This is a genomic window from Methylobacterium sp. E-012, assembly GCF_057836545.1.
The window spans coordinates 3854223-3873924 of record NZ_JBYQEY010000001.1 but is presented as its reverse complement, the minus strand read 5'-3'; the positions used below and the strand labels follow the sequence as shown (position 1 = coordinate 3873924).

Annotated in this window: 20 protein-coding genes; 9 read left to right on the top strand and 11 right to left on the bottom strand. The window is 64.7% G+C overall.

What is annotated here, in order from left to right; translation table 11 throughout:
* The first annotated feature begins 115 nt into the window (after positions 1-115).
* Genes AC3IF1_RS18750 through AC3IF1_RS18740 form a run of 3 tightly spaced genes read left to right on the top strand, consistent with a single transcriptional unit; the run spans position 116 to position 2476 of the window.
* On the top strand, positions 116-823 hold the full coding sequence (locus AC3IF1_RS18750; RefSeq protein WP_489218821.1) for a haloacid dehalogenase type II: 708 nt from the start codon (positions 116-118) through the stop codon (positions 821-823).
* Positions 810-2030 carry a CaiB/BaiF CoA transferase family protein gene (locus AC3IF1_RS18745; RefSeq protein ID WP_489218820.1) on the top strand — a complete coding sequence of 407 codons (1221 nt, stop codon included), beginning with the start codon at positions 810-812 and terminating at the stop codon, positions 2028-2030. The genes AC3IF1_RS18750 and AC3IF1_RS18745 overlap by 14 nt, the downstream gene beginning before the upstream one ends.
* A gap of 44 nt (positions 2031-2074) precedes the next feature.
* On the top strand, positions 2075-2476 hold the full coding sequence (locus tag AC3IF1_RS18740; RefSeq protein WP_489218819.1) for a PaaI family thioesterase: 402 nt from the start codon (positions 2075-2077) through the stop codon (positions 2474-2476).
* Positions 2477-2938: 462 nt separating this feature from the next.
* On the opposite strand, the gene AC3IF1_RS18735 is transcribed toward AC3IF1_RS18740, so the two are convergent.
* The 9 genes from AC3IF1_RS18735 to AC3IF1_RS18695 all read right to left on the bottom strand — a co-directional run bounded on the left by AC3IF1_RS18735 (position 2939) and on the right by AC3IF1_RS18695 (position 12496).
* A complete protein-coding gene (locus tag AC3IF1_RS18735) occupies positions 2939-4099 on the bottom strand; it encodes a CaiB/BaiF CoA transferase family protein (protein ID WP_489218818.1) in 1161 nt (386 codons plus the stop codon).
* A 26-nt stretch (positions 4100-4125) separates the two neighbouring features.
* Complete coding sequence (locus tag AC3IF1_RS18730) at positions 4126-5364, bottom strand: acyl-CoA dehydrogenase (protein ID WP_489218817.1); 1239 nt, start codon at positions 5362-5364, stop codon at positions 4126-4128.
* Positions 5365-5476: 112 nt separating this feature from the next.
* Positions 5477-6736: a CaiB/BaiF CoA transferase family protein gene (locus AC3IF1_RS18725; RefSeq protein ID WP_489218816.1), complete on the bottom strand. Its 1260-nt coding sequence runs from the start codon at positions 6734-6736 to the stop codon at positions 5477-5479.
* Complete coding sequence (locus AC3IF1_RS18720) at positions 6726-7451, bottom strand: glutathione S-transferase family protein (RefSeq protein ID WP_489220417.1); 726 nt, start codon at positions 7449-7451, stop codon at positions 6726-6728. Before AC3IF1_RS18720 ends, AC3IF1_RS18725 begins: the two co-directional genes overlap by 11 nt.
* Before the next feature lie 17 nt (positions 7452-7468).
* On the bottom strand, positions 7469-8083 hold the full coding sequence (locus AC3IF1_RS18715; protein WP_489218815.1) for a 2-hydroxychromene-2-carboxylate isomerase: 615 nt from the start codon (positions 8081-8083) through the stop codon (positions 7469-7471).
* A gap of 186 nt (positions 8084-8269) precedes the next feature.
* Complete coding sequence (locus AC3IF1_RS18710) at positions 8270-9547, bottom strand: TRAP transporter large permease (RefSeq protein WP_489218814.1); 1278 nt, start codon at positions 9545-9547, stop codon at positions 8270-8272.
* A gap of 7 nt (positions 9548-9554) precedes the next feature.
* Positions 9555-10118, bottom strand: coding sequence for a TRAP transporter small permease (locus AC3IF1_RS18705; protein ID WP_489218813.1), 564 nt, complete (start codon positions 10116-10118; stop codon positions 9555-9557).
* On the bottom strand, positions 10108-11142 hold the full coding sequence (dctP, locus tag AC3IF1_RS18700) for a TRAP transporter substrate-binding protein DctP (RefSeq protein ID WP_489218811.1): 1035 nt from the start codon (positions 11140-11142) through the stop codon (positions 10108-10110). Before dctP ends, AC3IF1_RS18705 begins: the two co-directional genes overlap by 11 nt.
* A gap of 112 nt (positions 11143-11254) precedes the next feature.
* Positions 11255-12496 carry a CaiB/BaiF CoA transferase family protein gene (locus AC3IF1_RS18695; protein WP_489218810.1) on the bottom strand — a complete coding sequence of 414 codons (1242 nt, stop codon included), beginning with the start codon at positions 12494-12496 and terminating at the stop codon, positions 11255-11257.
* A 126-nt stretch (positions 12497-12622) separates the two neighbouring features.
* On the opposite strand from AC3IF1_RS18695, the gene AC3IF1_RS18690 reads away from it, so the two are divergent.
* Complete coding sequence (locus AC3IF1_RS18690) at positions 12623-13576, top strand: LysR family transcriptional regulator (RefSeq protein WP_489218809.1); 954 nt, start codon at positions 12623-12625, stop codon at positions 13574-13576.
* A 186-nt stretch (positions 13577-13762) separates the two neighbouring features.
* Here AC3IF1_RS18690 and AC3IF1_RS18685 read toward each other — a convergent pair whose 3' ends face one another.
* Positions 13763-14056 (bottom strand): hypothetical protein, encoded by a 294-nt coding sequence (locus tag AC3IF1_RS18685; protein WP_489218808.1) that lies wholly within the window; start codon positions 14054-14056, stop codon positions 13763-13765.
* Between the two features lie 69 nt (positions 14057-14125).
* Complete coding sequence (locus tag AC3IF1_RS18680; RefSeq protein WP_489218807.1) at positions 14126-14299, bottom strand: hypothetical protein; 174 nt, start codon at positions 14297-14299, stop codon at positions 14126-14128.
* A 220-nt stretch (positions 14300-14519) separates the two neighbouring features.
* Here AC3IF1_RS18680 and AC3IF1_RS18675 point away from each other — a divergent pair, with 220 nt between their 5' ends.
* The 5 genes from AC3IF1_RS18675 (at position 14520) to AC3IF1_RS18655 (ending at position 19696) form a co-directional block, all read left to right on the top strand.
* Entirely contained in the window at positions 14520-15635 is a 1116-nt protein-coding gene (locus tag AC3IF1_RS18675; protein ID WP_489218805.1) for an XRE family transcriptional regulator, read from the top strand.
* Positions 15636-15669: 34 nt separating this feature from the next.
* On the top strand, positions 15670-16017 hold the full coding sequence (locus tag AC3IF1_RS18670) for a hypothetical protein (protein WP_489218804.1): 348 nt from the start codon (positions 15670-15672) through the stop codon (positions 16015-16017).
* A gap of 142 nt (positions 16018-16159) precedes the next feature.
* Positions 16160-17512 (top strand): transposase, encoded by a 1353-nt coding sequence (locus tag AC3IF1_RS18665; protein ID WP_244039999.1) that lies wholly within the window; start codon positions 16160-16162, stop codon positions 17510-17512.
* A gap of 210 nt (positions 17513-17722) precedes the next feature.
* A complete protein-coding gene (locus AC3IF1_RS18660; protein ID WP_489218803.1) occupies positions 17723-18781 on the top strand; it encodes a hypothetical protein in 1059 nt (352 codons plus the stop codon).
* A 234-nt stretch (positions 18782-19015) separates the two neighbouring features.
* On the top strand, positions 19016-19696 hold the full coding sequence (locus AC3IF1_RS18655; RefSeq protein WP_489218802.1) for a hypothetical protein: 681 nt from the start codon (positions 19016-19018) through the stop codon (positions 19694-19696).
* The last annotated feature ends 6 nt before the right edge of the window (positions 19697-19702 follow it).

Here is a 19702-nt window from a genome sequence, read left to right as displayed (position 1 = left end):
GTCTCCTTTCCTGGGTCATTCAGCCGGTGAATGTGAGCAGATCAAAAACCCATTTTACCGATCGCTCGAAATGCGGGCCTGATGGAGGCGGACAGAAATTTCGGGAGGATGAAGGATGGCAACGGACGCGGAGGCTCTGAAGACCAAGATCAAGGTTTGTATGTTCGATCAGTACGGCACGGTGGTCGATATGCAGGGCGGCCTCGTCAAGGTCGCGACCCCTTACCTCCAGAAAAAGGGCTGGACAGGCAAACCCAATTCCTTCGTGACTTGGTGGCGACGCACACACTTCGAGAACTCGATGATCGATGCCCTGCTCCATCGCAAGCACACACCCTACCGAGAAATCGGTTTTGCAGCGGTGTGCAGCGTGCTCGATCGCGCGAAGATCTCATACACCGACGACGAGGTGCGAGAGCTGGTTGCCGCAATCGAGAGGCTCGAGTGCTTCCCGGAGGTGCCGGAGGCACTGGCGCGTCTGCAGACCCGCTACAAGCTTGTGGTCCTCTCCAACGGTGACGCCGACATGCTGGAAACGGCGAAGCGCCACCACAACATGCCGTTTGACCAAGTCATCTCGGTTGCCGAGGCGAACGCGTTCAAGCCGCACATCGCGACCTACCGCAAGGCGGCCGAACTCGCGGGCGTTACCATGGACGAGGTGCTGTTCGTCGCCAACCACGAGTTTGATTGTGTCGGCGCCAAAGCAGCGGGCATGCACACTGCTTTCATCAACCGCCGCAATCGTCCATTCGTCAGGACTCCCTATCGACCGGACCTCACCGTACCCACCATGGCGGACTTGGCCGATGCAATGGTCTGACGCCAAGCCGCTCGAAGGCATCAGGGTGCTCGACCTGTGCCGGGTTGTCTCCGGTCCGTTCGCCACCATGCAGCTCGGCGACTTTGGCGCCGATGTGCTTAAAGTTGAAGAGCCGGTGCACGGAGACGAGTCCCGAACCTACGGTCCACCGTTCTGCGGCGGGGAGAGTGCCTACTTCCTGTCGATCAACCGCAACAAGCGCAGTTGCATCCTCGATTTGAAGTCCGAGGCCGGCCGGGATCTGGCGCTTCGGCTCGCCGCCGTCGCCGATGTCGTCATCGAGAATTTCCGGCCCGGCACGATGGAACGGTTGGGGCTCGGTTATGAAATCCTTACCGAGTCGAACCCGCGGCTGATCTACTGCGGCATCTCCGGCTTCGGCCGCGGCGGACCAGAGTCAGAGCGTCCGGGCTACGACCTCATCGTGCAGGGCGAGTCGGGCGTCATGGACATCACGGGCGAACCGGATGGCCCGCCGACAAAGGTTGGCACTTCGATCGCCGACTTGATCACGGGCCTATACGCTGCACAGGCCGTGTTGGCCGGTTTGGCGCAACGCGCCCGCACGGGCCAAGGTGGCCGAGTCGACGTATCTATGCTCGACGCCATGGCCTCGCTTCTCACTTTTAACGCGGGCATGTACTTCGCCACCGGTCAGAGCCCCAAGCGGCGGGGCAACGCCCATCCGACGATCAGCCCCTACGAGACATTTTTAGCCTCGGATGGATGGTTCAATGTCGGTGTGGCCAACGATCGTTTCTGGGCGGCTTTCACCCACGTGATCGGACGCCCGGACCTCCTCGCTGATCCCCGGTTCGGCAAGGCGACCGACCGCGTCGTTAACCGCCCGGCGCTGAAATCCATTCTCGACCCGCTGTTCGCTGCGCACGACCGCGATCATTGGACCGGTGTGCTGGGGGCAGCTGGTATCCCGTGCGGCGCCATCCGCACAGTGGGTGAAGTCTGCGAGAGCGAGCAGCTTGCGAGCCGCGGCGTCGCCCGAACGGTCGAGCATCCCCATGCCGGCCCAGTGCGTTACCTCGCGAGCGCGATCCGCTTTGACGACCGGCCGCCGCCCGACGCAGCACCTCCCCCGATGCTCGGTGAGCACACGAGGGAGGTCTTAGCTCGGTGGCTGTCGCTTGAGGATGCTGAGCAGGCGGTCTTCGCCGATCGAGGCGCATTCGGCGGGAAGGCTGGACTATGACAACGCTAGACGACCGCATTGAGTGTGCTCGGATAGGTGAGGCTATGCTCGCCCGCGCAGTGGGGGACCCTCGTCAGGAGTTCGGCTCCTTCTTCCTGTCGCGCCTTCTCGGCTTTGAGGTGAGCTACGGCGACGCGACATGCTCAGTGAGTTTTTCTGTCGAGCCGCCATTGTTCAATCCGCAAGGCACGTTGCACGGTGGTATACTTGCAACTGCGCTCGACATTTCTATGGGGCACCTACTCAACCATTTGAGCGGCCCTGGCGCGACGTTAGAGATGAAAGTGCAATACCTCGCGCCAATCACGACTGGTCAGGTCCGCTGTGAGGCTTCGGTGCTGCGGACTGGCCGCAGCGTTTCGTTCCTTCAAGCCTTTGCATTTCGCGAGGATGATGTCCTCGCCGCTCATGCGACAGCGACTTGGAAGCTTCTGAAGAGCGTTTAAGCATGCGATCTGCCATTGCGGCTGCGCGCCACTTCGAGACGCGGGTTCACTCCAAATAGCGGACGTTCGGCTTGGCGCCCACTTCGGTCATTCAGCCCGTTCAGGAGAATGCTCCGAAGCGGACGTAGCAATGGTCGAGGTCGCGAGCCTGGATTGCCATCACCGGACTTTTGCCAACGCGTTTCGGGTAGTCCACAGGCGATGCGGAAGCGGACCTCGATGTGGGTAATCGATACCTGGGGGCCAATCCCTGTGCAGGATTGCCGTTCAGCCGACCGGATCCTGAGCGCTGGCTCGGTCCGCCAGGGCTGATGAAGAAGCGGACCTCGAAGCACACTGGGCCAAGTTCTGCGGGCACCTGCCAGTTTAGATCCTGCGGTTGCAGGCCGGAAATACGGCGCTGTTTGGCCAAGCAGACTCAGAACGGTGCGTTGGGTCGATCGCGCCGTCCGTCAGTTGCGCTCAGGGGTCCATTCGAAACCGACACTGGCCGTCACCTAGCATCGGTGCCGTACGATCAAGGGCCAAGGAACTGCGGGAGAAGACGAGCGGGGTACGTAAGCCAGGGATACCCCCGGGTGCGACGACGAGCCCCCGCGCCGCGGCCTGCGGCTCGCGGAGAGCCTCCGCCACGGTGTTGATAGAGCCGCCGGGTACGCCCGTGGCCTCAAGTGCCGCGATGAGGTCGGCGCGGCTCCGATCTCGGGTCCGCGCAGCGATCTGCGCGCAGAGGATATCGCGGTGAAGGACCCGACCCGCATTGGTCGCGTAGGCGGGATCGAGGGCGAGGCCGTCGAGGTCAAGCACGCGGCACAGAGCCACGAATTGCCGATCGTTGCCACAAGCGATGATGAGGTGGCCGTCGGACGCCGGGAACAGTTGATATGGAACGATATTGGGATGGGCGTTGCCCATCCGGTGCGGCATCTGTCCGCCCGCAAGATAATTCATCGCTTGATTGGCGAGCACTGCGACGCCGGTATCGAATAGCGACAGGTCCACGTGCTGACCACGTCCCGACCGGGCTCGCTCGGCCAGCGCCGCCTGAATCCCGATGACCCCGTACAGGCCGGTCAGGACGTCGATCCAGGCGACACCGACTTTTTGCGGCTCGCGGTCCGACTCGCCGGTGAGGTCCATGATCCCGGACAGTCCTTGGATCAGGAAGTCGTAGCCTGGCTGCGCGGCGCGCGGCCCGGTTTGGCCAAAGCCGGTGACGGACGCGTAGATGACCCGCGGATTGATCTCGGAGACTCCCGGATAGTCGAGGCCGAAACGGGCCAAGCCTCCGACTTTGAAATTCTCCACCACGACGTCGGCCCGCGCGATCAGTTCCTTGAGACGAGTGAGATCCGCGGTATTCGAGAGATCGCAGGTGACCGAGGTCTTGCCACGGTTCGCCGCGTGGAAATACGCGGCGACCGGGATCGACTCGCCGTCCTTCCCCATACGCTCGATGAACGGGGGGCCCCAGTGACGGGTATCGTCGCCCTCTGGGCTCTCGACCTTGATGACCTCGGCGCCGAGATCGGCCAGCGTCTGTCCGATCCACGGTCCGGCCAAGATGCGCGCCAATTCAACCACCTTCAGTCCCCGCAGCGGCGGGTGGGTGTCGTCGCTCACGGCCATGCTCCGTCCCCGACCAGTCCTCAGAAGAATGCCTGCAGCCCCGTCTGAGCCCGGCCCAGGATCAGAGCGTGGACGTCGTGGGTGCCCTCGTAGGTGTTGACCGTCTCGAGGTTCTGGGCATGGCGCATCACGTGGTACTCGCCCATGATGCCGTTGCCGCCGTGCATGTCGCGGGCGGTCCGGGCGATGTCGAGCGCCTTACCGCAATTGTTGCGTTTGACCAGCGAGATCATCTCGGGCGCCATCCGGCCCTCGTCCATCAGCCGCCCGACCCGCAGCGAGGCCTGGAGGCCCAGCGTGATCTCGGTCTGCATGTCGGCGAGCTTCTTCTGGACCAGCTGGGTCTGTGCCAGCGGCCGCCCGAACTGCTTGCGCTCCAGCGTGTAGTTCCGCGCGCGGTGCCAGCAATCCTCGGCGGCGCCCATCGCCCCCCACGAGATGCCGTAACGGGCCCGGTTCAGGCAGCCGAACGGCCCCTTTAGGCCGGAGACGTTCGGCAGCAGCGCATCCTCGCCGACCTCGATGCCCTCCATGACGATCTCGCCGGTGGTGGAGGCGCGCAAGCTGAGCTTGCCCTTGAGGGTCGGCGCCGAGAGGCCCTTCATGCCCTTCTCCAGGACGAAGCCGCGGATGGCCCCGTCATGCGCCTCGGACTTCGCCCAGACCACGAACACGTCGGCGAACGGCGCGTTCGAGATCCACATCTTGGCGCCCGAGATCCGGTAGCCGCCGTCGATCTTCTCGGCCTTGGTCTTCATGCCGGCCGGGTCCGAGCCGGCATCCGGCTCTGTGAGGCCGAAGCAGCCGATCCACTCCCCCGAGGCGAGCTTCGGCAGGAACTTCTGCCGCTGCTCCTCGGAGCCGTAGGCGTGGATCGGGTACATCACCAGGGAGGATTGCACGCTCATCATCGAGCGGTAGCCGGAATCCACCGCCTCGACCGCCCGCGCCACGAGCCCGTAGGCGACGTAGGAGGCGCCGGCGCAGCCGTATTCCTCGGGCAGGGTTACGGCGAGAAGGCCGAGCGCGCCCATCTTCCGGAACAGGCCGGGATCGGTCTTCTCGGTAGCGTAGGCCTCGACGATCCCCGGCAGCAGCTGCTCCTGGGCGAAGCTCTGGGCGACGTCGCGGATCGCCCGCTCGTCTTCGGTGAGCTGGTCCTCCAGCAGGAACGGGTCTTCCCAGACGAAGCGCGTCGAAGGCGACTTCACCGTGGCGGGTTCATACGTCTCCGCCGCCTTCCACGGGTTGGCATCCATGGTGGCTTCTCCTTCGCCGATTGTCGTCGTAGTTGGTCTTGAACGGGTACGGGAGGCAGGCGCACGGATCGAGCCGAGCGTCTGCGCCGTGTGGCGGATCGTTTAGAACTGGTCAGGAGGCGACGTCCAAGAGCTTGTCGCGCACCACGATCCCAGCATCGTAGAGGCCGGCGATCTCCTCCTCGGACAAGCCGGCGACCTCGCGCAGCACGTTCTCGTTGTGCTCGCCCAGGAGATCGGCCTTGATGTCCGGGTTGGTGGGCCATGCCGAGAACCGGGCGGGCGGCCCCGGTATATCGAAGGCGCCCAGGTGCCGGTCGTCGACGGTGCGGACGCTGCCGCGCTCGCGCATATGTGGATGGTTCATGGCCTCGTGGACGGTCAGGACCGGCGCGCAGGGCACACGGTGGCGTTCGAGCGCGGCGACTGCGGCGTCGCGGGACGGGAATCGGCTCAGCCAACCTTCCAGGATATGACGCATGTCCTCCTTGTGGTCGCGCCGCGCCTGGGGCGAGGCGAAGCGCGGGTCCGTCTCCAGCTCCGGCATCCCCATCGCCGCCACGAGCTGCCGCCACTGGTGCGGCAGGACCATGATCGCGACGAAGGCGTCGTCCGCATAGCGGAAGACGCCCGTCGGCCCCCCGTCCGGGTGCAGCGACCCGCTGCGTGCCGGGGCCCCCCCGGACCCACGAAGCGAGACCCGCGGCAAATTGATCTCCTGCATGTGTAGGTAAGCATCGATCAATGCTGCCTCGATATACTGTCCTTCCCCCGTGCGCTCCCGGTGCAGGAGCGCGAAACCCACCGCCATGGCCGCGGCCACGCCGGTATAGCTGTCGCCGATCGCCATCGCGAATTGGATCGGCGGGCGGTCGGGCTCGCCGAACAAGCCCGTCGCCCCAGCATATGCTGCGGCCATGTAGTCGAACCCGGGAACTTGGCTGAGCGGCCCGCGCTGCCCGGCCATCGAGATCGAGCACATGACTAGCCCGGGATTTAGGGCCTTGAGATCCTCGTAGGCCAAGCCGTAGCGCGCCATGACGCCGGGGGCGAAGTTCTCCACCACGACGTCGACGTTCGGAACCATGCGCCGGACCACGTCCTGCGCTTGCGGGCTGCGCAAGTCGAGCGCGAGGCTCTTCTTCGAGTGGTTGTGTTGCACATAATGCGTGGACAGGGTCGAGCCCTTGTGCAGCGGATCGCGCGGCTTCAAGCCGCTCGACCGGCCGCGATCGCCGCCGGGAGCGAGCTCGACCTTGATGACCTCGGCCCCAGCCTCGGCTAGCAGGCGGGTGCAGGTCGGGCCGGCCACAATCTGCGTGATGTCCAGCACGCGGTAACCGGTCAGCATCGGGCGCTTATCAGGCGTCATCGGAGGCCCCCTCGGATCCCTTTTGCGATTTATCGGCCGGAGAGCGTTTCTGTCCCTGGCCGAACAAGGTGTTCCAGGCCTCCCCCTCGGGCTTGCGCCGGTTGCGCTCCAGGCGCTCCGACAGGACGGCGAGGCCGCGCTGGACGGCCGGGCGCCCCTTGACAGCATCGTACCAGCGCCGAATGTTCGGGTAGTTGGCCAGGTCCTGACCCTGCCATCGATAGGGCCTGATCCACGGGAAGACGGCGATGTCGGCGATTGAGTAGTCGCCGGCGAGGTACTCCGCCTCGCCGAGCCTCTCCTCCAACACGCCATACAGGCGCGTGGCCTCCCGGGTGTAGCGATCGACCGCGTACGGGATGGGTTCGGGGGCGTAGCGCCGGAAATGGTGGGCCTGCCCCAGCATCGGGCCGATCCCGCCCATCTGGAACATCAGCCACTGCAGAACGTCGTAACGCCGCCGCGGCTCCGCTGGGAGGAGCGGCCCTCCGTCCTTGTCGGCGAGGTAGATCAGAATCGCACCAGACTCGAACAGCGCGATCGGCGCGCCGCCCGGACCGTCGGGATCCAGGATCGCCGGAATCTTGCCGTTCGGGCTGATCCGCAGGAACTCGGGGGCGAACTGCTCGCCCTTGCCGATGTGGACTGGCACCGCACGATAGGGGACGCCCAGTTCCTCCAAGAGGATCGTGACCTTATAGCCGTTCGGCGTCATCCAGAAATAGACGTCGATCACAGCTGCCGCTCCAAACCCTTCTCCTTCAGGCGCATCTCCAGGAGGCCGATGCGGTCGTACCCCCAGAATTTCTCGCCATCGAGGACCATGATCGGCACGCCGAAGATCTCGTCAGTCGCCGACTCCTCCTGGATCCGCTCGTATTCCGCCAACCCCTCCCCAGCGAGGAAGTCACGGAACGCCGCCTCATCCAGGCCGAGTCGCGTCAGCACGCCCGCGATCGCGTCCGCCTCGTCGGCGGCGAGCTCGCGTTTGAAGAACGCCTCGTAGACCGTACGGCCGTACTCGACGAGCTTGCCGTGGCGCTCGGCGAACAGGCTGCCGATCAGGGCCGGCGTCGTGTCGAAGATCTTGAGCGGACCGCGCAACATGAGCCCCCCGCGCAGGTTCGCCCAGCGACGAGCGTCCATGTAAGAATACTTGACTTTGTACTCGGAATAGACGCTGCGCTGACCTTTGCCCTTGAGCCTCAGCTGAAAGGGCTTCCAAGAAATCTTTACCTGGTACCGTGACTCCAGGTCCATAACGGGATCGAAGGCGAGATACGCGTACGGACTCTTGAAATCAGTGTACAGTTTGATCTCGTGCAGCTTCTCGATCTCATCGGACATCACTTCCTCCTGAAAATGGACGCAGATCACTTCGTGGTCGTGGTGATGTATGGATTTGTCATCAGGCGGCGCCGCGATCGATTGGTGTTCGCAGCCGAACAGTAGGCTTCGAGGAACGACTTTAGTGCCGTCCGCTGCTATTGCAATTTGCTTTCAATGAAACGGATTGATGCGATTTCTGCATGCTCAGCCGAGCACGGCGTTGGGCAGCCACAGCGTCATGGCCGGCACGTAGGTGATCAGGATCAGAACCAGGATCAGCAGGACCAGGAAAGGCAGGATGCCCTGAATCACTTCGCCGATCCGGGCGGACGATATGGTCGAGAGGACGAACAGGTTGAGACCGACGGGCGGGTGAATCAGCCCGATCTCCATGTTGTGCGTGAAGATGATCGAGAAGTGGACCGGATCGACGCCCAGCGGCTTCAGGGCCGGTGCCAGGATCGGCAGCACTAGGAGGAGCGTCGCCGTCACCTCCAGGAAGCAGCCGAGGACGAGGAGCAGCAGGTTGATGACGAGCAGGAATTGCCAAGTCGCTAACTGATGATCGAGCGTCCAGCGCACGAGCTGCGCCGGGATCCCCGACTGCGTCATCCAATGGCCGAAGGCGAGCGCGGTGACGATGATGAGCATAATGCTGGCCGCGCTTCGGATCGCGTCGGCGACGACGCCGAGCGTCTGCGATGGCTTGAAGCCGCGGTAGACGAGCAGGCTGACGAGCATCGCGACGACCGCGGAGATCGCCGCGGCTTCCGTCACGGTGACGAGGCCGCCGTAGATTCCGACCAGCACGACCACCGGCACCGCGAGAGCCGGCAGCGCGCGTACCGTCACGCGGAGGCGCTCCCTCCAGGGCAGCGCAGGTTCTACCGGGAAGTTGCGGCGGCGCGCGTCGTACCAGACCCAGGCGAAGAAGACCGCGGCCTGCAGCAGTCCAGGCACGATGCCCGCGAGAAACAGGCGCGGCACCGACTGCTCCGCCACGATGCCGTACAGAATGAGCGGAAGGCTCGGCGGGATGACGATTCCGATCGTGCCCGAGGCGCCGATCACGCCCAGTGCGAAGGAGCGGGGATAGCCGCGCTCGATCATCGCCGGCAGCAGGATGGTCCCCATGGCGAAGGCGGTGGCGACCGAGGAGCCACAGATCGCCGCGAACAGGGTGCAGGCGACCACCGTGACGAGGCCGAGCGACCCGCGCACGCCGCCGAGCCAGGCGGTGGCGAGGTCGACCAGCGCCTTGGCCACGCCGCCCTGGCGCATGAAGGCCGCCGCCATCACGAAGAGGGGCAGCGCCATCAGCGTCGTCGAGTTGACTCGGTCAACGATGACCTGCGCGACCCCGACGAGGGGTTCGCCAGACAGCCAGAACAGGACGGCGCTGCATAACCCTAGGACGAGGAAGATCGGCGTCCCCGCCGCGAGCAGGCCGAAGAACAGGACGAAGAAGGCGAGCGTGATCATCCGCGTCTTACCGATCGTGGCCAGAAGGCGCGTCGATGGGCATCTCGTGGGCGGCAACGTGCCCGACCGTCATCCGATCGGGGTCGTAGCGCCACGCGAAGCGGGCGAGGCGGATGGCGTATCCGATGGCCATGGACGCGGCGCCGGCCGGCAAGGCCAAGTAGTAGAGCCACATCGGGAACTCGATGCCGCTGGAACTGCGCTCGTCGAGCAGCCAGCCTGTCTCGAAGACCTGCCAGCCGTACCAGGCAAGCCCCGCGCAGAAGGCGATTCCGACGACGCAGTTGAACAGTTCGAGGATCCGCTGCCGCCGGGGCGGCAGGAGATGGAGGAGCACGTCGGAGCGCACGTGTCCGTCGGTGCGCACGAGTTCACCTGCGGCGATCATCACGGCCCAGACCACGAGGTAGACGATCGCCTCCTCGGCCCAGCTGATCGCGTGGGCCGGCGCCGCGTAGCGCCCGAAAACCTGCAACAAGGCGATCGCCAGCGCGGCGGCGCCGAGCAGGCCGATGACGCCCCGCTCTATCCAAGCCAGCGCGTTCCGCCGGGGGGCAGGCTCAGGCAGCATCGCCAACCACCGCCTTGATGGCGGCCAGGAGATCCGGGGAGACCTTGACGCCGGCGGTCGCCCCGCCCGGCTCGGCGAGCATGCGTTTGCGCGTGACGGCGATCTCTTCCGCACTCGGGGCTGCGAAGGCGACCCTGTGCGCCAGCATGGTCTCGCGCGCCCGATCCTGCGCCGCCGCCATGTCGACGCGCCACTGGCCGATGCCGTCGGCCCAAACGGTGGTCATCTTCGCCTGCAGGTCGGGCGTCAGCCTGTTCCAGAACGCGAGGCTGACGAGGGGGATGTACTCGCCAACGAACTGATGGTCCTCCAGGGCATAGCCGATGCCCGACTCCCAGAACTGACCGCTGGCGATCGTCTCGTTGGTGGTGGCGATTCCGTCGAACGTCCCTTGGGACAGCGCGAGCGGTACGTCGGGCAGCGCCGTAGTGTTGGGGACCGCGCCGAAGAACCGGGCCCGCCAAGCCTGCCCTGCGCCGCCTGCGTTGCGGATCTTGAGGCCCTGCAGATCCACGAGCGATTTCAGTGGCTTGCGGGTGGTGTACCAGTTGAAGAACCCGAGATCGAGCCACGGCCCGAGGACCTGGACCTGCAGCTTCTTCGAGATTTCACCAGCCAGCAGCCGACCCGGCGATCCGTCGATGACACGGTGCACCTCCTCCAGGGTGCGGCCGTAGAGCGAGGGGATCTGGAAGAAGTCTGCGTCGGGAATGAAGCCCGTGAGCGTCCAGCTCCCCGGCACCGCCATATCGACCTGGCCCTGAAGAAGAGCCTTCGAGACCGCGAGATCGGGATAGAGCTGACCGCTCTCGAAGAGCTCCACCCGGACTGCGCCGGCCGCCGCCTCTTCGAACCGTTTGAGGAAGATCCGCACGCCGGCGTTGCGCGTGTGCGAGGGGACCGTATCAAGGGAGCAGCGCAGGCGCAGCGGCTCGGCCGCCGATGCCCGCCGCACGGCGGGAATCGCGAGCGGCAGCCCGAGACCGGCCGCCACGAGCCTGCGGCGCGTCATCGTCGCGTTCATATTCTGGCCCTCCCCATGCGCGCGGTAGACCGCGCTGATATCCGGAGCCGTACCCAGCCTCGATGGGCTCGGAGCGGCTCTCACCCGTACCGTCTCCTACGCGGCGTGCTCGTCAGATCACGCCGCGCCGCCTCAGGTCGTCGAGCTCGTCCGCGCGCAGGCCGAGACCGCGGCCCAGGATCTCGGCGTTGTGCTCCGCGATGGCTGGCGCGGCGCCGTAGCCGACCGCGGCTGCGCTGAACTTGATGGGGAAGCCCGGCGCGAGGACGTTACCGTCCGTGTCGCAGTCCGGGTGCCGTAGAGGCACGAGCATCTCGCGATGGCGCAGGTGGGGCCACGCCGCCAGGGCGTCGGCCGAGCGGACCGCGCTGCAGGGGATGTCGCGCCCGTTCAGGCGTTCAAGAGCTTCGGCACTCGTCAGGGCTGCCGTCCAGAGCGAGACCAGTTCATCGACGACCGCGTTGTTCGCGAGGCGCCAGGAAAGGCTCATGTATTGCGCCGATGTCAGCAGGTCCTCGCGGTGGATCACCTTCAGCAACGCGACCCAGTCCCGGGGGGTCGCAGCGCCGAGGGCCACAGTACCGTCAAGCGTCGGATAGGTGTTGAACGGGGAGAAACGAGCAATTCGGTTGCCCTGGCGCAGGTTGAGTCCGAGGCGGTGATAGATGTCGAACGGCTCGTCCATCATCAGCGACACGAGGCAGTCGACCATCGACACGTCGATGGACTGACCGCGGCCGGTGCGCTCTCGCTGCAGCAAGGCGGCCAAGATCCCCGACAGGGCGAACGTGCCGGCGATGCCGTCGGAGAGGGAGGAGCCGGTCTTCGAGGGCGGCGAGTCGGGCGAGCCGGTTATGCTCATGATGCCGCAAGCCGCCTGCACCATGAGGTCGAAGGCCTTACGCGGCGCGTCCGGCCCGGTCGCGCCGTAGCCGGTGATGCGGCAATGGACCAGGCGGGGGTTGCGCTCCCGCAGGGCGTCCCACGCGATGCCAAGCCGTTCCGTCACGCCCACCCTGAAGTTCTCGACGAGGACGTCTGCCCCATCGACGAGCCGCAACAGGAGTTCGCGACCCTCGGGTGCTTTGAGGTTTAGCGTGATCGCCTTCTTCCCACGCGCGCGCTTGAGGTAGGCGATGCCGAGATCGTCCGGCGTCTGGCGTTCGAGCGAGACGCCGTGGGGGCCGAGCAGCGGGGGCGCGGATGCCGTCGGATCGCCGGCGGGTTCATCGATGCGGATCACCTCCGCGCCGAGGCCGGCTAGGAACAAGGTGGCCTGTGGACCAGAGAGAAACCGCGTCAGGTCGAGAACGCGAACGCCGTCCAAGATGGCGACATGACCAGCGTCGTCCAACGCGCGTCCTCCCTCGGCGATCGGTTGCCCCGACTTACCGGCGACGAGACTTCCCCAGAAGGCCGGGCTATGTCAATAAACTAGAAATACCATTGATTGATGCGAAGTTCGCATAGGTGTTCGCTCATGGACGAGTTGCCGGATCTGACTGTGAAGCAGCTTCGCGCGGTGGTGACGCTGAGCAAGAGCGGCAAGTTCACGGCCGCGGCAGCGGAACTGGGCATCTCGCAGCCCGGTTTGAGCCGGCTCATCCAGCAGACCGAGGAGCTTCTAGGTGTTGCGCTATTCCTCAGAGGGACGCGCACCGTGGCCCAGACGGAGGCCGGACGCGCGTTCATCCCAACAGCGGAGAAGACCTTGGACGAGCTCGTCCAGCAAGTCCGCAACGTCCGTACGCTGGACGGGGAACTCCGCGGTCAGATCGTAGTATCGTCGCTGATGTCGATCTCGCATCATGTGCTGCCGATCGCACTGTCCAAGTTCCGCACGCGTTATCCCAAGATGCATATCCGCATACGGGAGGGTTTGCAGAGCAGCGTTTTGGAGGACGTCCGCAGCGGTGTCGCGGATTTTGGCGTCGGAAGTCCGCCCACGTCGCGGCACGGCATCGACGTGCAATCATTGATCGACGAGAGTTGCTACGCGATCTTGCCGCGTTCACATCCGCTCTCGCAGTCTGCAGTCGTGACGCTCGGCGACCTCAGTCGAGATACGTTCGTATCCATGCCAACCGATTCCGGCCTGCGGCGCCTCGTGGACGCCGCAGCAGCTGCGCAGGGCGTGACGCTGGACCACGGCATCGTCATCAACCAATATCAATCGCTGTTCGACTTTGTGACCAACGGTCTCGGCGTCTCCATCGTCCCTGCATCTGCCCTGTCTCCCTCCCGCGAACCGGCTCTTGGCGTATGCCGCCTGCGGCCGCAAATTCAACGACAGGTCGGCATCCTTCACCGAGCAGAGAGGCCTCTATCCGTGAATTCGAACGAGTTCCTCAAGATATTCCAGCCGATGTTCGTCGAGGCAGCAGAGCGCCCCGTCGGCGGCCCTAGTCGATCAAAATTAGAGCCTGAGCTCTGAGCTGCGCTTGCAATGTTTTGTAGCAGCGTCCCGAGAAGGCTGATTCTGTGGAGCGCTCCGCCCCGAAGCTATTTCCGGAAGCCTTCGAGTCGAGGAGATCAGCATCTTTGGCCGGCACGTCCGATCTTCGAACAAGGCATGAGGTGAGTTGGGCTGCCGAACCGATACGAAGGCCAAATGTCTACTTTAGGACGTCAGCCGCTCCGCAGCAGAACAGCCGCTTTCCGCCGATTGTGTTGAAGAACTCCGAGGCGGCGCTTCAAATGTCGCCTGAGGCACCACGCTGGAGAATATTCGTGTTAAGCCGACCACATAATCCTGCGATGACGGGCTGTTCTCGGCCATGAGATAGTAGGATTTTCTCCAACCAGCGCGCTTCACCGCGTTGCGTTGGCACTGCCCAGAGTTTTTCAACAAAATCGGCCATGTCCGGTCTTCCTGGCCGGTGCCGTCCGAGAAGACGACGATGTTCTTGGGCATGACGCAACTCGCCTCTCGGTGCTGCTCGGGCGGCGGACCCGGACAATGCCCGGGTCCGCCGCGATGGTCTCAGCGCTCCTTGCGGACACCCTTGAACGGGGTCCCGTCTTTCTTGCCGTCCATGAACCGGCCGGTGTCGGAGTCCCGCTTCGTCCAGGTATCCGTCTTCGGGTTGTGGACCTGGGAGCGGTCCCTGACCGCTCCGTTGCGGTGGCCGTCGCCGGCGGGGGGATTGGTAGCCATCATCGTCTCCGTCGAATGCACCGGGGCATCGCCACCGGTCCTGGGATACGTCAGGATGCATCCGCTTTTTCGGGGCCGATGGCCCCGGGGCGGCCGAGGGGTCCTGACGCGGAGCCCTCGGTCCGAGGAAGGGATGCGGCATAGGGACTGAACGCCGACGCAGCCTCGTGGGTTTCGTTAATATCTTGCAAACTGGCATCTTGCAAGATAGGCCGAGCGGATGGGGCACAACATGACACCAGCATCGACCGGCACCCGACTGAAGGCGCTTCGCGAGCGACGCGGTCTGTCGCAGGAGCAGCTCGCCCAGACGTTCGGATTCAAGAACCATCAGACCGTCGCCCAGATCGAGGGCGGGCAACGGAAGCTGTCCGCAGAGGAACTCGTCGTCGCCGTCCAGACGTTCGGGGTCGATCTGGACTATTTCACAAACCCCTTCCTGATCGTCGGGGAGGCTCGGTTCTCCTGGCGCCGTCGAACCGAGCTCGAAGCGACCGAGCTCGACGCGTTCGAGAGCAAGGCTGGTGAGTGGATCGGGGCGTATCGCGAACTCTGCGTGACGACCGGCCGTGGCCTATCGCCCATCGTGCATCGGCTGAATTTGACCCGCTTCGACAGCTACGAAGCCGCCGAAGCCGCAGGCGAGGGCGTCGCCGCCTTCCTCGAACTTGGACCGGTCCCGTCGCGCAACCTCGCCGAGGCGATGCAGGAGAAGCTCTCCACGCTGGTGCTGATGGTCGACGCCCAGAACGGCATCTCCGGGGCGTCGTGCCTGGTGCGCGACCTGGGCGCCGTTCTGGTCAATCGGAACGAGTCCGTCGGGCGTCGCAACTTCGATCTCGCGCATGAGCTTTTCCACGTCCTCACCTGGGACGCGATGCCCCCTGACCGGCTCGACGACGGGGTCGGTTCCGGCAAGATCCAGAAGCGGATCGAGACGATGGCGGAAAAGTTCGCCTCCGCGCTGCTGATGCCCCGGGACGTGCTCGGCCGTCATCACGAGGCGTCGGTCGACTATGGATGGTTGAACCGGACGGCGACCGCGCTCGGCGTTTCTTCGGTGGCGCTGAAGTGGCGGCTGGTCAATCTCGGACTGATGGACGCCGATACCGCTAGGACCTTCGACGACAGGCTATTGTGGAACAACGGATCGCCGGGCGGGATGGACGACGGGTTGCCGCCGCTCTTCGGGAGGCAGTTCATGACGGTCATGGCCGCCGGCATCGAGAAGGGACAGGTCTCGGTGCGTCGCGTGGCCAAGCTGCTCGCAGTGAGCATCGACGGGCTCGGGGAGCTTTTCGACGTCCACGGCATTCCGCGCCCGTTCGACATGTGAGGCGTGATTGCCGGTTCATCGCGGGCCCGTCCTGATGGATGCGAACTCGGTCATCGAGGCGCATCGCGTGGGTGCCTGGGGGGCGCTCGCGTCCCGCTACCACCTCGTCATGGTCGACAAGTGCATCGACGAGACCCAGACCGGTCATCAGCAGCGCAACCCCGAGGAGACCATCGATCAGGCCGCCACGGTGGGCATCCTGGCCGCGAGCTTGCCGCTGGGGACGGCAATGGGCGCCTGCGCCCTCTGCGCCTACGGGGTCGCCTTCTGCGCGGCGCTGCTCATGCCAGAAACGGCCGGAACGGATCTCCACGACCAGAGTGGCGGGCAGGCATCAGCAATCGGTCAAACTCAACACGCATCGCGCGTCGTGTCGGCCTAGATCTGCAACCGAGCGGCCGCGTCTCAACCTTGGGGGCTGAAAGCCGCTGGTCCGCTTTCGGCCGATTCTGTTGAAAAACTCGGGTGTTGCAGCGGTTGTGATGAGGTGATTCACTCTTGTCGAGAGACGGAGATCGAAGCAGATGATGGGACCTCGGCAAGTCGAGCAGGGTGCCTTGTTCTACGAGTTCTCGCTCGACACTCACGTTCCCGCCGACCATCTGCTTCGCTCCATCGACCGCTTCGTCGACCTTGCCGGCCTGCGCCAGGAGCTAGCCCCGTTCTACGCTTCGACGGGCCGCCCCTCCGTCGATCCCGAGTTGATGATCCGCATGCTGATCGTCGGCTACTGCCTCGGCATCCGCTCGGAGCGCCGGCTGTGCGACGAGGTCCACCTCAACCTCGCCTACCGCTGGTTCTGCCGGCTCGGACTCGACGGCCGGGTGCCGGATCATTCCACCTTCTCCAAGAACCGCCATGGCCGCTTCCGCGACAGTGACCTCCTGCGTCGTCTGTTCGAGACTGTGCTCGCTCGCTGCATCGCCGAGGGCCTCGTGGGTGGCGAAGGCTTTGCCGTCGATGGCAGCCTGATCAGAGCCGATGCCAATCGGCAGAAGGGGGTCGAAGGCTCTGCCGGCCTGCCGCCTGAGGTCGTGAGCCGCGCCGCTCAGGAGTACCTCGCCGTCCTCGACGAGGCCGCCTTCGGGGCCGCAACGCCGGTGCCGCCCAAGTTCATCTCGCCCGCCGATCCGGCCGCGCGCTGGACCGGAGCGCACGGCGGGCAGGCGTTCTTCGCCTACACAGCCAACTATCTGATCGACCTCGACCACGCGATCATCGTCGACGTCGAGGCGACCACGGCCATCCGGCAAGCCGAGGTCACAGCGGCTAAACGCATGATCGCGCGTTCGCGCGAGCGCTTCGACCTCTATCCGGCCCGGCTTGCCGGCGACAGCGGTTACGGTTCGGCCGCGATGCTGGGCTGGCTCGTCTACGAGCAGGGCATCGAGCCGCATATCAGCGTGTTCGACAAGTCGGCCCGCACCGACGGCACCTTCTCACGCGCCGACTTTACCTACGACCAGCCGGGCGACGTCTACCGCTGCCCGGCGGGCCAGGTGCTGACCACGACCGGCACCCTGGTCAATGACGGGGCGACGCTGCTGTACCGCGCGAGCAAGTTCGACTGCGCGCCATGCCCGTTGAAGGCGCGGTGCTGCCCGAACGAGGCGGTGCGCAAGGTTCCGCGCTCGATCTACGAGGGCGCACGGGACATGGCCCGCGACATCGCGCGCTCCGAGGAAGGCAAAACCTCGCGGCGCGAGCGCAAGAAGGTTGAGATGCTGTTTGCCCACCTCAAGCGTATCCTGAAGCTGGACCGCCTCCGGCTGCGAGGGCCGAACGGAGCAAGAGACGAGTTCCACCTCGCAGCCGCCGCCCAGAACCTGAGGAAGCTCGCAAAGCTCCTCCCGATCCCGCAGCCGAGCCCGGCCTGACCGGCTGGCGACACCCAGCTCGAGGGCGGGGGCTCATCCCGCCCCTCTCCGATCTCGGCCGCCAACGAGTTTTTCAACGAAATCGGCCATAACCGGTCATTCGGCACCGCACCGCCTGCCATCAAAAACTTTCGCGGTGATCGCCTGCCAGAATTTGATTCAAGTTTCCGATCGGCCATTGCGCCGGCAAAAATGACTATAAATTAGAAGTTGTTTGACAGGCTTATTGCGGCAATTGATAAAGTTGCCAGCATGAAGCTAATTTATAGCGATGCAAATCAATCTAGCACAGATCTATGGGCTCATCTTTATCGCGTGGTTGAACCTGCGCTTGCCCTCGCTCCGGCCACCTTTCTAAACCACCTAGAGGACCATCAAAAATCAAACGGTGTTTCGCAAGCAGTCGCGACTTACGACAGCGCTCCGATCTTCGACTGGATGATGAGCCTCGTGCCGCTTCAGGGTATCTCCGATCAGATCGCATCCCGCTACGCCGAACAGCATGGCGGGGTGACAAACGCCGAAATCCAGGCGGCCTTGTCGGTACCTCAGAGGTGCACACGCCTTACGAGCTACTGGCATTTCGCTGAGTGCGGGTATCGCAGGGTCGACCGGACCTGCGCCGAACCGGCTCACATCGACGCCTGCACCTTACCCCTCCCGAGGCTGAGGAAAGGATCGCTGAACCAGGCCGCCTACAGCCTCGCCCTCTTCATTCGCGATGTCTGCGACAACGACTTCGTCGGCTGGATCGATAAACGGCTCGCCGAGGCCGATCCCGGCCCTGGGGCACGGGAGCGTGCTCCGCGCATGCGGGAGGCCGTTCTCAGTCCCCTCTGCGAAATCTACGGCATCGGACCGAAGCTCTGGGCGATGATGCTGGCTGACCTTCTGCTCGGCGCCGACCAGAACCGGGAACGCTGGGTCACAGCTGGATCGTGGATGATCGCCGTCGACTCCCTCGTCCATAATTTCCTGCGTCGGACCGGCACCTTGGCGCGCTTCAACGCCGAACACGCCTTCGGGCCGGCCTGTACGTCGCCTGGCGGCTGCGCGGAGATCATCGAAGGCTTGGCCTGCAGGATCGATGCCCGGGCCTACAACCCGGACTTCCCAGCGACCTTCCCGCGTTTTGTTCAAGCAGCGCTGTGGGGCTTTTGCTCAGAAGCTGGTTGGGACATCTGCAACGGCAATCGCATCGACGATCGGGCCAGCTGTCAGCAGCGGCAGTGCCCAGCTTTCGAGGTCTGCGACCGTCGCCAGAACTGACGCGCGAACGCGCAACCCTGCTAAGCAGGTTGACAACAAGACTAAATTCCTATATGTGTTGTGGCGGGTGATGCGAAGCTGCCCAAACCCCGAGGCCATGATGATTCGACCGCCGCCCACTCGAAAGCCACAACATTGCCGGCAATGGTCACGGTCTGCATTGAGCCTCACCTACCCATCCACACCGAGCAAGGGGTCCCATCCGGGGCCCCTTTCGCATTTCAGGAACTTGCCATGATCGCGATCGTCACCAAGGCCGAAGAGCAGTCGACGAATCCCGACCCAGCGAGGGGCCCCGACATCGACGCTCAGGCGGAAACCCCGGCTGCCAAGCCCACGCCAGCGCTGATTGTGTTCGGCGCCGATAAGGATGGGAAACCGCACGCCTCCTGGTTCGCCGAGCCCGACGCTGCCCTCGCAATGAAGGCCGCGGAGGTGATGAACATGTGGACGCTGCCGCTCAGTACCGAGGCGCATCGAACCCTTGCGACAGAGCTTCCCCAGGGCCGGGTGTTCGCCTCGGGGCGGGCCTTCGTGCCTTTCGTCAAAAAGGGCGTGTACGACCGCTTAAGTGCCTTGGCTGGGCCTGCCGAGGCACAGTCAACAGCGGCAGGCAAAACCGTTGCGCAGGGGCCAACTACGGCGACGGGCGATGTAGGCGACCAAACCTCGAAAGCGACCGCAACCGGCGAAGCCCGATATCCGCGGAGCTGGGCCGGCGTCGCGATCGGCAGCCTCGTGCTGATCTCTGAAGGCGAGCAGGACGGCTGGTACGAGGCCGAGGTGATCGAGGCGAAGACCGGCGGGATCTACACCCTACGCTGGCGCGACTGGCCGGACCTGCCCCTCCTCGTGCGCCGGCGCGAGCATATGGCCCTGCTGCACCCCAACACCGCAGCGATCGAAGCGGCCTGAGGGGGA